14 protein-coding genes are annotated in these 15,629 nt (G+C 41.3%); 7 read left to right on the top strand and 7 right to left on the bottom strand.

The features are described 5' to 3' along the window. The first annotated feature begins 411 nt into the window (after positions 1-411). Together SY85_RS00995 and SY85_RS00990 are read left to right on the top strand one after the other, a co-directional pair. A complete protein-coding gene (locus SY85_RS00995; RefSeq protein WP_066401365.1) occupies positions 412-711 on the top strand; it encodes an RNA recognition motif domain-containing protein in 300 nt (99 codons plus the stop codon). Positions 712-788: 77 nt separating this feature from the next. Continuing rightward, positions 789-1,034, top strand: coding sequence for a hypothetical protein (locus tag SY85_RS00990; protein ID WP_066401364.1), 246 nt, complete (start codon positions 789-791; stop codon positions 1,032-1,034). A gap of 225 nt (positions 1,035-1,259) precedes the next feature. On the opposite strand, the gene SY85_RS00985 is transcribed toward SY85_RS00990, so the two are convergent. The 3 genes from SY85_RS00985 to SY85_RS00975 form a co-directional block, all read right to left on the bottom strand. Then, positions 1,260-2,330: an IS110 family RNA-guided transposase gene (locus SY85_RS00985; protein ID WP_066401363.1), complete on the bottom strand. Its 1,071-nt coding sequence runs from the start codon at positions 2,328-2,330 to the stop codon at positions 1,260-1,262. Between the two features lie 624 nt (positions 2,331-2,954). Next, positions 2,955-6,542 carry an ABC transporter permease/M1 family aminopeptidase gene (locus SY85_RS00980; RefSeq protein ID WP_066401362.1) on the bottom strand — a complete coding sequence of 1,196 codons (3,588 nt, stop codon included), beginning with the start codon at positions 6,540-6,542 and terminating at the stop codon, positions 2,955-2,957. Continuing rightward, entirely contained in the window at positions 6,539-7,453 is a 915-nt protein-coding gene (locus tag SY85_RS00975) for an ABC transporter ATP-binding protein (protein WP_066401361.1), read from the bottom strand. Before SY85_RS00975 ends, SY85_RS00980 begins: the two co-directional genes overlap by 4 nt. Positions 7,454-7,694: 241 nt before the next feature. Between SY85_RS00975 and SY85_RS00970 the strand changes: the two genes are divergently transcribed. The 3 genes from SY85_RS00970 to SY85_RS00960 all read left to right on the top strand — a co-directional run bounded on the left by SY85_RS00970 (position 7,695) and on the right by SY85_RS00960 (position 10,261). Next, positions 7,695-8,732, top strand: a complete 1,038-nt coding sequence (locus tag SY85_RS00970; protein ID WP_066401360.1) for a sensor histidine kinase — start codon at positions 7,695-7,697, stop codon at positions 8,730-8,732. Continuing rightward, on the top strand, positions 8,701-9,429 hold the full coding sequence (locus SY85_RS00965) for a LytR/AlgR family response regulator transcription factor (RefSeq protein ID WP_066401359.1): 729 nt from the start codon (positions 8,701-8,703) through the stop codon (positions 9,427-9,429). The genes SY85_RS00970 and SY85_RS00965 overlap by 32 nt, the downstream gene beginning before the upstream one ends. 295 nt (positions 9,430-9,724) lie before the next feature. Then, positions 9,725-10,261, top strand: a complete 537-nt coding sequence (locus SY85_RS00960) for a hypothetical protein (protein WP_066401358.1) — start codon at positions 9,725-9,727, stop codon at positions 10,259-10,261. Positions 10,262-10,396: 135 nt separating this feature from the next. On the opposite strand, the gene SY85_RS00955 is transcribed toward SY85_RS00960, so the two are convergent. Beyond that, positions 10,397-11,083, bottom strand: coding sequence for an outer membrane beta-barrel protein (locus SY85_RS00955; protein ID WP_066401357.1), 687 nt, complete (start codon positions 11,081-11,083; stop codon positions 10,397-10,399). 930 nt (positions 11,084-12,013) lie between these two features. On the opposite strand from SY85_RS00955, the gene SY85_RS00950 reads away from it, so the two are divergent. Next, complete coding sequence (locus tag SY85_RS00950; protein WP_066401356.1) at positions 12,014-12,604, top strand: porin family protein; 591 nt, start codon at positions 12,014-12,016, stop codon at positions 12,602-12,604. Between the two features lie 339 nt (positions 12,605-12,943). Here the strand turns inward: SY85_RS00950 and SY85_RS00945 are convergent, their stop codons facing one another. After that, positions 12,944-13,609, bottom strand: coding sequence for an FAD-binding oxidoreductase (locus tag SY85_RS00945; RefSeq protein WP_066401355.1), 666 nt, complete (start codon positions 13,607-13,609; stop codon positions 12,944-12,946). 36 nt (positions 13,610-13,645) lie between these two features. Then, positions 13,646-14,323 carry a GTP cyclohydrolase I FolE gene (folE, locus tag SY85_RS00940; protein WP_066401354.1) on the bottom strand — a complete coding sequence of 226 codons (678 nt, stop codon included), beginning with the start codon at positions 14,321-14,323 and terminating at the stop codon, positions 13,646-13,648. A 204-nt stretch (positions 14,324-14,527) separates the two neighbouring features. Between folE and SY85_RS25390 the strand changes: the two genes are divergently transcribed. Continuing rightward, positions 14,528-14,842, top strand: a complete 315-nt coding sequence (locus SY85_RS25390; RefSeq protein ID WP_148661092.1) for a hypothetical protein — start codon at positions 14,528-14,530, stop codon at positions 14,840-14,842. A 161-nt stretch (positions 14,843-15,003) separates the two neighbouring features. On the opposite strand, the gene SY85_RS00930 is transcribed toward SY85_RS25390, so the two are convergent. Next, entirely contained in the window at positions 15,004-15,555 is a 552-nt protein-coding gene (locus SY85_RS00930; RefSeq protein ID WP_066401352.1) for a nuclear transport factor 2-like protein, read from the bottom strand. Between the last annotated feature and the right edge of the window lie 74 nt (positions 15,556-15,629).

The raw sequence follows: 15,629 nt of genomic DNA, 5'->3' as shown, positions 1-15,629 counted from the left end.
TATTTTCGAAAGAGTGCACTCAGCTTAATGCTAAAGACATGTAATACATTAACAAGCAGCCATTATTTATTAGTGGTTACGCTGTTCTTTAGCTTTCAATAATTATAATTCCTTTATACAATCACATTAGCCAGTTTATGCAAGATGCGTATCCCTTAATAATCGTGATAGAATCATGTCTGTGCAAGTCAACTTATCCCTGACTGTTAACACTACTAAAATCAGTGAAAAGAGACATTGTGTATTCTTTGTGATTTGAAGTATAGCTATTCATTATAAAATGCCTATCTTCACCAAGTTAATTTGAGTCTCGCATTAGTATTCAATAATTATCCTGCTTCATCTGCATCTTAGTTAATTTTTACTCCTCGCCTTCCTCAGATACCTTTTAATCTATTTATTATTTCAAGAATGAACATTTACGTTTCAAACTTAAGCTTCAACGTACAGGATGAAGACTTAAAAGAATTTTTTACACCTTATGGTGAGGTTACTTCCGCTAAAATCATTATCGACAGGGAAACTGGCCGTTCAAAAGGCTTTGGCTTTGTAGAAATGAGCGATGCCGCAGCGTCTCAAAAGGCTATTGCTGAATTAAATGAAGCAACCGTTGATGGCAGAACTATTAAAGTAATGGAAGCTAAACCTAAAGAAGATAGACCAGCCCGTAATTTTAATAATAGCAACAGTTATAACAAAAACAGGTATTGATCTAAGTATTTATAATAAAACCCCGGTCAACCGGGGTTTTTTATTGTGCACATTGCTTCATCCTAAAGCTTTAAAACATGGACAGGTTTGTTAAAGAAATTGCAGTCGGAAATGAAACCAGGCAGTTTGTATTTACACGGATGGAAAACGTAAATGGTGTTAAATTCTTTATTACATCAAAAGATGAAAATAAGAAGGATATTTCCTTTAGTTTAATTCGTGCAAAAGAAAGTAACTGGAAGCTTACCCCAGGTTCACTACGATGGTTGTATGAAATAGAGTCGCAGTTATCAGAGGCTATTCGCGATACTCGTTTAAGCTAATCTGTTAATATAAGTAGCTCACATTTTAATTGCAAGACAGCACAAAGGCAGTAAATTCCTGATTTAATGTAAGTAGGTGACCTAAGCCCAACATCTGGCGCAAGGTACTGTCAAGAAAACCAAATTATTCAGGCACTAATTTTTAATACCTTTGTTTTCTTAAAGAAGACATCTGCCGATACTTCGATGGCTGTCTATCTTGTTTAGCCCAGGCGTTTGCCCGGGCTAATTTTTTGTCCCTTGCCCAACCAATGCCACCGAAGGCGCTGCGGCTGTATCGCCTAATGCTGGCCCCGGTATCTTATCGATAAAAGCTTCGTTGTTTTTCCAAAGTGCATAGATGATCATAAGCAGTTTTTTCTGTACCGCTGTATACGCTTTCATTTTCAGCTTACTTCTTTCATACACCCTTTGATAGAGGTTTTTAAAAACACCCACTTCATATTTAATCATATTAAAAGCCGGAAAATGCAAGCACCTCCGGATCCGGCTATTGCCCTTCTTGGATATTTTTGTTTTACCTACCCGCTTACCGGAGTCGTTGGCCACTACATCATAGCCTGCATAACTGACCAGTTGCCCCGCACTTTCAAAAGCCGCAAAACCATTGGTCTCTGCTACAATTACGGCCAGGCTTTGGCAGCCCAGTCCTTTGATGCTCCCGATCTTTTCAAATTTTTGTTTTAAGGCCGGATCAGCATCGATAAGTGCCTGCACTTTTGTTTTAAGTGACGCTTTGTTCTTTTTTAGAACCACTAGTTGCTTTTGCAGCATCTTCTCCAGGTCTTTATCGCGGAACATGCCATGCTGCAGGGCGTGCAACTGATTGGACAGCGCGATGGCTTGCTCGGTAAGGTTTTGAATCTGCCGGGTCACCAATCGCAGCCGGTAAATGTTGGCCGATAAGGGTTGCCACCGGCTGCACTGTTGTTCGCAGGCCATTTGGGCAAGGCCTTTGGCATCAATACGATCGGTTTTTGATTTCAGGCCCAGCGACTCTTTATATTTCCGGGCTTTGTTGGGAAGCACAACGGAGAGATCGTATGCTTTGGTGTGCAGGTACCAGGCCAGCTGCTCATAATAGACCCCCGTTGCTTCCATTAAATAAACCGTCGGCAAAGGGAGCTTCTTGTGTTTCGTACACCAGGCATCGAAACGATCAAACCCTGTTTTGTCATTACTAAAACTGCTGCGTGCTTGAATGATAACGTGCTGCTGGCGGTCAATTACACTTAAACAAACATCAAAGCTGTCCATGGCCATGTCTATACCAATACCATACTTCAATAAATCCATACCTGAATTTGAAAAATGAATACGCAGCAACGTTTTCTTTAGTAGCCTTCTCTCATATTTTATACAAGGTTAGCAGCTCTGTAAGGCGGCTACCTTTAAGTACTGTTCAGGCTTTAAAAGAAAAAGCAATTAAGGGAGGCCTTGCGCTCAACATAGCGATGCTTGTTTAGTATGCGTACTGGTTACTTAATTGCTTTGTTGCTATAATGAAAAATAATCTTTTGCAATGATATGAGTATGCAGCCAAGCCTTTGCAGCCGATCGTACTTGTACTGAACCGTTAGGTGTTTAGATAAGCGCCGTATCTTCTTATCCAGGCCCTGTGCGTGTCAATGGACACTGCGATAGTCATAACAAGTTTGGCTACTTGCATTCTTGTATCCTTGTAAAACAGAACTAAGGAAAAATACAGTCATTACCTTTCTGCCACCACCGTGTCCCTGCAACCGCACTAGGCCAAGCTTAGGAGAGACGTCGGGGACCTAAAGAACTAAAGTTCATTCACCTGGTAAAGCAAGGTTTTAACAGCTAAGTATACACTCAAACTATTAAACTGGAATACGATTACTTAGGAATGATAAAAGCACTTTGTTTCATAATGACGATAGTATATTAGCCTTCTTACTAATCCAGTTTCAAAAGATTATCATCAAGTCTCAAGTCAATCATCAGATTGTTAGGATCAATACCACCACATACAGGCTTTCGCGGCACGATCACTTTTATTATCTGCTCACCAGACCGGATGCGGTGCATCTGAAGGTAGAGCGGTTTATCCTGCCCCTTGTGTTCTTCATAAATACCAACTTCCAGCCAATCATTCATCGGCACTTCTTTTTCGCTGCCCGTAGTATCAATTACTATCTTTTGCGCCTGCACCTTCAAGGTTACTTGCCAGCTGCCAGCTTTAGTCTGCTCTACCGCAAATTGGTTTGTTTTAAGGCGCCAATACGTATTCGTATTAAACAGGTCGTTTAACAAATAATTTAATGAGTCTGGGGTCACCTTTTGTATCTCCTGATAAAGATCCAAGGTAGTTGGCAGCGGTAGCTCTCCTGAATAATGCTTTTGGAGCAGACTCCGAAGCGCCGCATTCACTTTTTCTTTACCAATGTACTTACTCAGGGCGTATAGGGCGAGTCCACCCTTACGATAGTATAAAAAGTCTTCATTTGCCTGAAGTAAAGAAGCTGTTGCAAGTGAGCGTGGCATTTCGTAGGAAGAATGCAGAAAGCCCAGGTATTTTCGCAAATGAGCATCACCATAACTTTTTTCCAGAACCTGCATACCGGAATAAACAGACAGACCTTCAATCAAAACACCAGCTCCTTCTACATTTGCAGGTGTTAATCTAGCCATTCCCCACCACTGGTGCGCCATTTCATGAGCCAAAATATAAAAGGGAAGATCTAAGCCATTCGGACTCTCATCAGGATTAAAAAGGGCATACTGTTCTCCATAATAAATGATGCTCGCATCTGCACTTGCTCCGCCACCGGGTCCAGCGCCTTCTACTACCGTAATATTCCTATAAGGGTAAGGACCAAACTGCCCCGAATAGTACTCCAGCGAAGCTTTTACGCTCCGGAGCATTCGATTAATATTCATGTCATGGTCCGGATGATAATAAATCCTGATGGCAACATCATTCCACATGCTCTCCTTCATTGCATAATCCCCTGATAAGATAGAGTACTCGCCCCCAATAGAAGCATCAGTTTTGTAGTGGAAGTAGCGCCGATCGTTTTTTGTCCAGGTTTGGCGTAAAACACCCGGCGCAACGGCTATTTCATTCTTAGCAGTGCCTACAATTGCCTCAAAAGTGATATTATCTGTACTGAACGGTTTTTTACGCGCCTCAGGATCATAGAGTGACGGTATTGCCTGGCGTGAAGCAAGCCCATAGCTTTTTCTAATGACCGCATCATTGAGTTCTCTATAGCGTTGGTAGCCAATAGTAGGGAGCAGCTCGAAATTCGTGAAATTGGTACCGTTCTCTACAACTAATGGTTTCGGACCACTATGAAGGAAACCGCGTTGCTTATAATGCACTACAAAGTGTAATTGTAGTGAATCTCCGGGCCTTAGCGCTTGCTTTAGTGCATAAATGTAGTGGCAAACTTCATGGTCTATACTCACGGCGACGGCCGGTCGATTAAACGTTACTTCAGTCGGCGCTATACCCGAAATACTTCCTAGATGTATGGAGCCTATTGATACTTTATTGTTATTCAAAAGTGTATATGTCGCACGTATATCAACTTGTTGCTGGTCAGGGTAAATCTCAACCTGCAACTTTGTATCGGTTAGCTGTGGTTGTGGAGTATTTCTATACTGGCCATAGCGCCGTTCATATTCAGCCTTTTGTTCATTAATATCGGAGCTGCTTTGGTACTCATTCAGCACATTTGTATTATAGAAAATGAAGCTCCCAAGGGAAAGTATAAGCACTAAAGCTACTATTGCAAACTTGATTGTTGAGTGTGAGAAACGGCGCTTTGCTAATTGAAGACGATACGTCAAACCTTGTTCCCTACCCCGTGCCCAGAGTAATCTAGCGAACACAGCAAGCAGCAAAGCCCAGGATATCCAATAGAGTTTAAACCATAGCCACGGCCTAAGTGTAGCTCCGAAACCACGCATATCGGTGTACCACCATCCTGGATCTTTTCCAAAAATGAGCATACTATGCTCAATCTTAAATGTGGAAGGAAAGGCAATGAAGATGAAAACTAAAAGTATCACCAAGTAGCTTATATATTTTTGATTCACTACTACATGTACCACAAGGGCTAGTAAAGCAAAGAGCAGGTAGTCTACAAGTTGAAGCCCAAAGAGAACTTTCAAGTACAGGCCTATCTCTAATTTATCGTACTTCAGGCCCAACTGCATAAATATACCTCCTGCCATGAGCAGTGCCATCCAGGCAATTATGATGAGCCCCAACCCAAAATACTTACCTGTAAAAAGTACCCATTCCTGAACAGGTGATGCATCTGCAATATCACTAAGACCCGCATCTCTTTCGCGCCAGACAAGCTCGCCAGTGAAGTATATGATGAGTAGCGGAATAACAACCCATGGGGCACTAAGGTTACCTACAGATGTGGTCAGGTAGGTTAACACCTGCTGGGTAGTTGGAAACAACGGAATCTCAAACTGAGTCATTATTCGCTGGCTGAACACAACTGAAAACAAGGTAATAACAGCAACCAGGGTAAGTCCTATTGGGTGCCTGGCTATCATCTTGAAAGATGACCACGCAATTCGGATTGTCTGACGGAAATAAGTTGCGAAATCGAAACTTCGCTGAACCTGCGAAACAGTGATCGCTGTTGATCTAATAACTGCAGTTTTAGCAGACGCTTTCTCCAGTTCAATAGGCCTACGTTTAAAGCGACTCCACCAGCTGTTTGTTACAGCATTAGCAAAATTGAAGCGGTGGTAGGTAAGCCACAATAAACTTATAGCAATGCTAATCCACAAGACGCGATTCCAAAGAAACATTCCTTCCAGCGTAACCAGCCGCGTATTTTTCTCTGCGGGTGTCCATGTTGCCAGTTCGCTGCCTACAACACCTGCAACACCAACTGGGTCCAATAGTTTCACCAGGTCCCAGTTTCCAAAAAGCTTTGCCACCGCTATGGCAATAATCTGAGCAACAATAGCCAATAGCAGGCTGGCCAGATAACTTGTCATCACTTGGCGACTAAGTGCCGCTAAACTAAATTGAAGGGCGGTGGCTATAAATACATTAGGTAAGGCAATCAGAAAATAAACACTCAGATAGGCCGTTGGCATGAATGGTCCTAGCGTACCCTCTCCCATTCCTGGCAGATAAAAGGAAAGCAGCGTACCTAACAGCAAGCAAAGGATAAGGAGTGCATTCAGTACAAAGGCTGCAAAAAATCGTCCACCAAGGTAGTAAAGCTTTCTAATCGGAGTGGTGAATGTAAGCGGATGCATCCGCATTTTCATGTCCCGTGCTGCTGCTTCGCCAGCAATGGCAGCGCCGATTACAAGCCAGATAAGGCCGCCAATTACAGTAATAGCGGTGATGTGAAAGGTATTGTTAACGTATACGCCGTCCCCCGGTGTAGTGACCAGGTTCATTACTAATGTAAATAAGAAAAGAACGGCAAAATAGAGCCAGGTTGAAGTGCGCCTTACCAGATAGGCAAACTCAAAGCTAAAGATCTTCCAGAGCTTCATAGTACCACCTCCAGTTTATGGTTGTTGATATGTCCGGCCATGGTGGTAAAGTAGACATCTTCCAGATCGGGAACCACCTGTTCAAAGCCGTTGCCGGGATCTTCTTCGCTGTAAATATGAACGACTGTTCGTCCGCTTAGCAGTTTGGTAGTGATGATTTTATATTCCTGCTCCAGTTTAGGCATTGCACTTTTATCAACAATGCGCCGCCAAACCATTCCTTGCAGTCCTTGCATTGCTTTTAATGGCTCAACTTCCAACAATATTTGTCCTCTGTTGATAATGGCCATTCGAGTACAAAGCTCACTCACATCTTCTACAATATGAGTAGATAGAATCACTATGCTGTTCTCTCCCAATTCGCTCAAAAGATTGAGAAACCGAACACGTTCAGCTGGGTCCAACCCTGCTGTTGGCTCGTCCACAATCATTAGTTTGGGATTGCCTAACAGGGCCACTGCCACTCCAAAACGCTGCTTCATACCACCCGAGAAACCGCCCAATTTCTGCCTGCGCTTATCCCAAAGGTTGGTTTGTTTCAATAAGGCTTCTACCACTTCTTTTCTGGAAGCCCGATTGGTAATGCCTTTGAGCACGGCGAAATAATCCAGCAGTTCCTCTGCACTGGATTTGGGGTAAACGCCAAACTCTTGGGGAAGGTAGCCCAGCGTCTCACGCACCTTTTCCTTCTGGTTCACTACATTGATGTCGCCTAAAAAAAGTTGCCCTTGATCTGGCTCCTGCAGCGTGGCTAGTGTGCGCATTAGCGTTGATTTACCAGCGCCATTTGGGCCTAGCAGTCCATACATCCCCATAGGAATGTCAAGCGAAATATTTTTCAATGCCTGCACTCCATTAGCATACGTTTTGGAGATGTTGCGAATAGATAGTCCAAATGGGTGATTTTCCATCTTGTCTGATTTTCTTCAGTGATTCTTTTAAAGGAAAGAAGTGAAGCACCTTTACCGGTACTTTCATTTTATTTCTGTACAAAGCAATTGGCAAGGGCCGGGAAAGCAAAAAGCGATATGCTAATGCGGCGAAGCAATCGACCAACGGCTGCTTTGCTTACCTAAAGAGCTTTAATAGATTAGAATATGGCTCTGGTCGATCAGCTAATGTTACAATGGAGAGAAAAAATACTTTTGTTCAATGAAACGAATTAAGAAGGTATTCGTGCTGATCCAAATCTCCCTTTGGATATTGTTTGCCTTGCTGGCAGCTTTACAATTAAGCCAGGATACTTCCCACTGGTTTGCCTTAACTGTGGGAGTGGTTGGGACATGTTTGTATGTCTATTACAGCCATTTCTTTCTCCTGACCCGCTATTTAGGCAAACGAAAGAAGGGGCCTTATTTTCTCCGGCTGACAGGAGTCTTATTAACCGGGCCTTTTCTGTATTTGTTTTTTCATTACAGAAAGCTTGATACCTGGGACCTTTTCTCTGAGTATTATATGATCTCTCTGATCTCTATTGTAATCCCCTTTATCTTCTTAAGTTGGCTGGCCAGGGTCACCGAGAATTTAGTAATCAATACAGTCAAAAAAGAGCAGCTGGAGAAACAGGCTGTAGAGGCCGAGTTATATTATCTCAAATCGCAGATCAACCCACACTTTCTATTCAACACGCTTAATAACATCCACACCCTGGTTTACAAACAGGCACCAACCGCTCCAGAGGCCGTCATGCAACTAGCTTCTCTTATGCGCTACATGATCTATGAGTCAAACGCCCCTACCGTTCCACTCACAAGGGAGATGAATTATTTGCAGGATTATATGAGTTTGCAGCAACTCCGTTATAAACAAAGCCCAGTTGTTGATTTGAAGATAGAAGGAGAAACAGAAGCCTGCCATATTGCCCCGCTGCTATTCATACACCTCCTGGAAAACGCCTATAAACACAGCCCTGCCCGGCTCAATCCTGGCGATCTGAAAGTCAAAGTGGAGGTGCAGGAAGATATCCTTACCTTCAGCGTGCAGAATCCAGTTGGCAATAATCCGGCCCATACCCTTGAAGAACCCGGCGGTATAGGTTTACCAAATGTCCGGAAAAGGCTGACTTTGCTGTACCCGGACCAGCACACACTGGAAATTCAAAACTCGGGCGAAACATTTGCCGTCGTTCTCAAAATTCAAGGTCTTCAATTACAGCCTCATGAAAGAAAAGCTAACCTGCTATATCATTGATGATGAACCTTTGGCGCAGGAAATACTGGAAGACTATATCGCCAAAGTTTCCTTTCTAGAGCTGAAAGGTAGTTTCATGAGCCCGCTGGAAGCTGCAAGCGCTTTAAAGGAATACGAACCTGACCTTCTTTTTCTCGATATCAACATGCCGGATCTGGACGGGCTCAGTTTCATCCCGATGCTGAATCCTAAACCTATGATCATCCTGACCACTGCCTATGACCAGTATGCCCTAAAAGCCTTTGATCTTGAGGTGAAGGATTATCTATTAAAGCCCTTTTCCTTTGAACGTTTTTACAAGGGCGTCCTGCGCCTGTACCAGGAACAAAGCCTCAAACTTCAACCGGAAACGAAGGGACCGAAACCAGAGCCGAAAAGCGAACAGGAATATATCTTCCTGAAGGTGGGCCACCGTATTCAAAAAGTGGCTACCGGTGATATTCTTTTTGTGGAGGGTATGAAAGACTACCTGCGGATTCATACTAAGGAAGAGAAGATCATGACGCTTCTGAATTTTGCTAAATTGGAGGAGTTGTTACCCCCACAGGATTTTGTCCGCGTGCACCGTTCCTTTCTGGTGGCCATTGACAAAATAGACCACATCGAGAAAAACAGAATCTGTATTGCTGATCAGGTCATCCCCATCAGCGACACCTACGCTGACGCCTTCTATAATAAGCTAAAAGGCTTTCAGTAAGATGGCACTCTACGATGATTTAAAATGAATTAATTGAACCAAGCTATTATCCATTCCATTAACTACAAGGACTGGTTGAATAATATACTTCAAAGGTCAAAGAATAACTTTATTGCAATCTTCAAAAGCAACCACTGTTTTAACCTGTTCTTCTTCACTGTCCTTTCTGCTCAACACATCTCGGTTTATCTTTGTAATAGTAACGCAGTCGGGTAGTTCCAAACAACCGTATTTGTTGTGGAAGCTAGTATTCTTTTGGAGTCAAATCCAACTACTCTCAGTTAAACAATTAACCATGAAAAAGATAACTGTATTGTTACTCTTACTTACTGTGGGAACATTCGCCGGCGCACAGGCATTGGACACGGTGACCATTGTTAGTAAGGCAAAAAAGTTTAAGCCTAGTGAATACTTCCTGGTAATGTTTGAGCTTATGGATACCGTAGATGTATCCGGAAAGAAAATCACCATGAGCCGTGGCTATTATTTTGACAAACAGAACAGGATGCTCAGCTCTGTTCGAGAATCCGACAATTGCCAAAAGCCAGAGAAGGGAGCACAGGTGATTTATTCCTTCGGTAAAAACAAATTGACTTCCGTTACGGTTATTCCACCAAAATCTACATGTAAAAATTGCGCCTCTAGGTACTATTATTCCAACGATTCACTTTTATCAAAACAGGAGAATAAGTACACGAATGCCAATTCAGCAGTCTTCATACAACAAGCGCATTATTTTCAGTCCAAACTACCAAATGATTTACCTTGGGGTTATTTTGATGATGAAGTGCTTGTAAATGGGGTAAGGAAGAAAATAAAGAGGCAGTATTAGAAAATGGAGCCATTACTAACGCAAGTATACAGCCTATTCTTATCAGCCAAACTTATTTATTCCGAACAGCTAGGCCAGCTTCGCTTATATCGTTCAGCACTTAAACCTTTTATTAAAAAGACATGATAGCATTTACTAGTATGCATTAAAGTCTAAATTCTTGAAAAGAAAAAAGCTTAGCGAAAAATAATAGATGTTTGATTTAAGTGCAGCATAAGGTTTTACGCCGGCATTGTCTACATAATCACGGTTATGAAATTCACTCAGATAATATTTAAACTTCAGGTTGGCGCCATAAGGAAACTGAATCCCTGCAAGGAAGCCATGCTGAAATATTTCCTGCCTGTTACTAAACCAGCCTGTTATCTTATTTGTTTTATCGCCCCCTTCATAGGTCTTTTCTTTGTAAGCAAGGGCAACCTCCCCTTCGTAACCTCCATAAAAAAAGGTCTTATCAAGATTTCCAACTTTGAACCCAACCGGAATCCCCAGATTATAAGACCGAAACTTTTTCTTATAATTTAGATTATTGGATGGGTCTTTATAGTCATCCATTATATAACCCACATTTCTTAAAGCCAATCCGGTAAAGACACCAAATTTTTCACTCAAGTCTTTATTTAGCATTCCCTGTAAATTGATAACAGGTGAAAAACGAAGAATAGAATTTTCGCTGCTCCCGTCTTGTTCGATGTTCGCGAAAGAAAATATTAGCTCTCCACCTGACGTCACATATGCTTTTGATGAGTTTGTTTTTGATTGACTGAAACACGGAATCGTAAGGGTCAAGCTACATACGAACAAGCAAATAAGTATTTTCATAACTTCTTAGTTTTTGCATACCACTCATCAAATTCAGCAGCTTACATAACCAATTTAAGGTCTTTATTTTCTACAACATATTAATGTAAGCCAGCCTTGATTCTTACAAAATGATGTGGATTAGTAAATTGTTTGATTTACATCATTACCTACATCAATTCAATTATAAACTCCTATTATAGCTCATATAAGAATTTGTGCATTGACCCCTAAGCGAACTGGGTAATTACATATAAGCAGTCACGTTATCTCTCAAGAAAAGTCAGGTGATCATACAGTAAGGACAACGTAGGTACGTGATAGCCAGATAAGTAAATTTCTTCTGTTTACGGTGCGGCCATCTTTTCCGGGGCCAATGTCACCAATAAAAGACAACCTTATTTTATGACATTTATGTGAATGGCACCTCAGCTACTTTAAGCTTGTAATGTCTACTCAAATAATAGCTCGTTAGCCTCAGCTGTTTCTCCAATGCCAACTCACTTTGACTCGCCATTGGAGCCACGTCCAAGACATAAAACACAAGAACTACACCACTAGCACGACTATTCAGGCTTCACTGTAGGATTTTGAGCAACTTTGAGCCGAAATGCGTAAATAAGTTCAATTATAAGCGACCGAGTATATATTTTGTTTTAATTTTACAGCCATTAACATCATGTTATCCGCTTGAAAAGATGATGAATAGTACGTTTCATCACTTTTGCCAAATTTCCTAGTATTATTCCTACAGCGACTTGCTTTAGAATTCTTCCGTTGTATTCTGCTACCTGCTGATTACCGATAAAATTTCTGCTTGCCTAATATCAAATCTGTATGCCGGTCGAGAACGTGTATAGTATCATGATACAATAGAAAATATCATGATTACAGATTGCCGTTTTTAGTACCCGGTGCTTAGCACTTATCTCTAAAATTAAATGCTTTATTATGCTTAAACATTTATTGGCAGCGGTTCTGCTGCTTTCCCTGCAAACTACTTACGCTCAACTCCAACTTGGACTGAAGGCTGGGGTTAACATTAGCAACTTTGTCGGTGGTGATTTCAAAAATATAGAAAATGAATCATTGACAAGACCTTATGCCGGAGCGTATGTACGTTGGCGCTTTGCCAATAATTTGGGACTTCAACCTGAAGTCGTTTGGTCAGAACAGGGTGCTAAATTAAAGTCAAGCACAACAGAATTTGATGCCAAGGTTTCGTACATCAATGTTCCCATAATGTTACAATATCACTTTAATAGTTTGTATATAGAAATTGGCCCCCAGGTAGGATTCAAACTGAATGAAGACGTTCCCGATGCGAGCAGTGAAGACTTCACCAAGTCTAGCGATGTGGCAGGTGCATTAGGCCTTGGTTTTGAAACCAAGTTAGGCCTTGGAATTAATGCACGCTATATCTTGGGTCTCAGCAGTATCGGCAACATAGAATCGCCCGATTATAGTTCCGACTTTAAAAATGGAGTATTTCAAGTGGGTTTGTTTTATACCTTTTTAAATAAAAAGAAGGTTGAGCAGTAAGCAGGTAAAGACTATGTTCTGTCTTTTCTTTCAGAGCTTGGTGACTCTTTATAGTTCGGCTTACCTTTGCTAGACAAAAGCAAAGCCTATTTAACTTATAGTTCGCTGGCCTTAGCCAACTAGCTGAGGTCTTGTGTTTTCTTTGCAGCGTCTACGCAGCCACATGCAATTCCTAGTGTTTCCTAAATTATAAACAACCACTGCCTGTAGTTTTAAATTCAATCAATTTGAATCCATAGAATGATAAGAAAAGAATAGCCCCTTATCAAGCTTACACTTGATAAGGGGCTATTCTTTTAGTGTATATCAATTAACAGGCGACAGACCTCGAACGCTGTACTATTTCTCAAATACTACAGCATCTGGAGAAGATCCCAGCATAGTCAGACATTCCTTTAACGCTTCTACCATTGGGGTCGGACCACACAAATAAAATGGCTTGCTAAAATCATCAATGTGTGTTTTAAGGAAGGCTTCGTTAATGAGACCAGTATGATAGTTGTTGGCTGGTTCATCTGTAATTACATAAATAGCGTTCTCGCCAAGTATGTTACTCAGCTCCTCTTCTAAAATGATATCACGCGAGGTTTTATTGGAGAAGAAAAGCTTGTTTCCTGCTACCTCATTGTCTTTCTTTAACTGCCGGAGTATGGCAATAAAGGGTGTAATACCAGCCCCACCGGCAATAAAATAGCCAGGGCCTTTGTATTCTATCGTACCCCATACATCATCAACAATTAACTCATTGCCCGGTTTAAGGCTATTGAGTTCGTTGGTTACCCCCTGATGATCATCATAGATCTTTATGGTGAATTCAAGATCAGGAGAATCATTAAGTGCAGTAAAGGTGAAAGGTCTTTTCTCCTCCTCCCATCCTGGCTTATTGATGGCTACTTCCGTTGCCTGTCCAGGATGAAACGTATAACCAGCAGGCTTTTCACATCTGAAACGCTTTACATTATGGGTAACGTTTTCTATCGACTTTATTTTTATAATATGCGGCATTGTTTTATTGCTTTGCGTAATCTTTAGTGGACGAGGCTATTTTATATAAGATAAGAATTCTTTTTTAACTTCTACATCTTTGAATTTACCGGAATAGTGACTGGTAACAGTAGTACTATTCACATCACAAATACCCCTTGAAGCTACACATAGATGAGCTGCATCTATAACAACGGCTACATCATCTGTATTTAGTGCCTTTTTTAAGGCAGTAGCAATCTGTTCGGTTAGTCGTTCCTGTACTTGCGGCCTACGCCCATAGTATTGCACAATACGGTTGATCTTGGAAAGGCCTATCACCCTGCCGCTGGATAAATAAGCTACGTGTGCTTTACCGATGATGGGAACAAAATGATGCTCGCAGTAGGAATAAAGGGTGATATTCTTTTCAACCAGCATCTCATTATAGTGGTAACTATTTTCAAATAGAGAAATATCTGGTTTATTATTAGGGTTCAAGCCACTAAAGGCCTCCTTCACATACATCTTAGCCACACGATCCGGTGTATCTTTTAAACTATCATCGTTTAGATCAAGACCCAATATCTGCATGATCTGTCTAAAATGATGGCTGATCATTTTGATCTTCGTCTCATCATCTATTAAATGCCCATTCTTGTGTATCCCTCCCTCTGAGGTTGATTCGAGGTGATAGCCATTTGTTTCCGCTGCGTGTTTTCCATTTACTGTCACTAACGTCCCGTTTTGTATCATAGTTTATTTGATTAAAGAAAATGCAGCTATACGGGCTTTCTTAGCCAATACCAAAGCGCATCAACCATAGTAGAGTAAGTGAGGGAACAAAAGGTTACAAAAGAGAAAGGAAATATTTTGGCTTCACACCAGTTCGCCATGCTATGGATAATTTGCATTGGTAAGAACAAGGCCGAGACACTAACAGATTGTAACTTTAATTAAATGAACTTGAATATGCCTGTTGACCAATCCAATACTATTGGCGCAACCACTAATTGGCTAAGAATTCTTTCTCCATGTGTAATAGCCATCGCTTTCTGTGCTATAACCATAATTATTAGCATTCTAAATATGGAAGAATCTAAGGGATGGAGCTTCTTTGGAATAATAATTTTCCTGCCAGCTTCTTTTTTATTATGGATTAGCGACTTTATTCTCAAAGCCATATTTAAAGACAAGGTTTTGTATATATGGCTTATTGAAATTCTCCTCTTTAGTATCGGGTTATGGTATTTGTATGCAAATGTATACGGTTAAAGTTTTTTGGGTCCTAGCCGTGTCTCCTCTGTATGGCTATTGTGCGCAGAGAGGGACACGGCGTTACATTTAAAGCGCCGTGTCCCAGCCAAAACACTTCAGCGTTGCATTGGAGACACGGCTAGAACCGTGGATTATTACTACTATTTTCTTAAGTGCTTCTATTGATTAGGTAATGCCGGCCGCTTATACTGCGCATACCACACAATCTTACCATTTTTCAACCGGTTAATATCTTGGAAATAGGCAGAATCTACTTTTCCGGTTTTATACGTGTCGGTTTCTTTATACCATGTTACAATGTGGCCTTCTTTCTTATCTGTAGAATACATTTTTTGCCATGCCTCCATATCAATAACAATTGAGCTCAAACTGTCTCTGGATGTCGTCCACATCTTCATCAAATCGGCATTAGATAACCGATAATGCTTACCATTGGCATTATCATATTCCACAGTATCTGCCATGCCAGCTCCCAGTCCTTTCATATTTCCATCAGCCCAGTTTTTATAGGTCATTAATACCATTTTCAGATCCGCATCAGTAACGTCGGTAGACCAGCTACTAGAATAAGAAGCCTTGTAAGGAAGATCAGCCGGAGCGTTCTCTGAAGCATTAGTAGCCGCGGTACCGCCTTCTGCCGGTTTCTGTTGAGCGCTATTGCAAGATGCCAAAACAATTGTCCAAATAATAAGCAATCGAAACTTGTACATATATGTGGTTTTAGTGAATGAAGAATTATCGTCTTAAATAGGACAACACTAAACCATGTAAAGACTTATAGATA

The organism is Flavisolibacter tropicus (assembly GCF_001644645.1).
GTDB classification, from domain to species: domain Bacteria; phylum Bacteroidota; class Bacteroidia; order Chitinophagales; family Chitinophagaceae; genus Flavisolibacter; species Flavisolibacter tropicus.
Note: the sequence above shows the minus strand (reverse complement) of the source record. Positions and strands in the feature narration are given on the sequence as shown.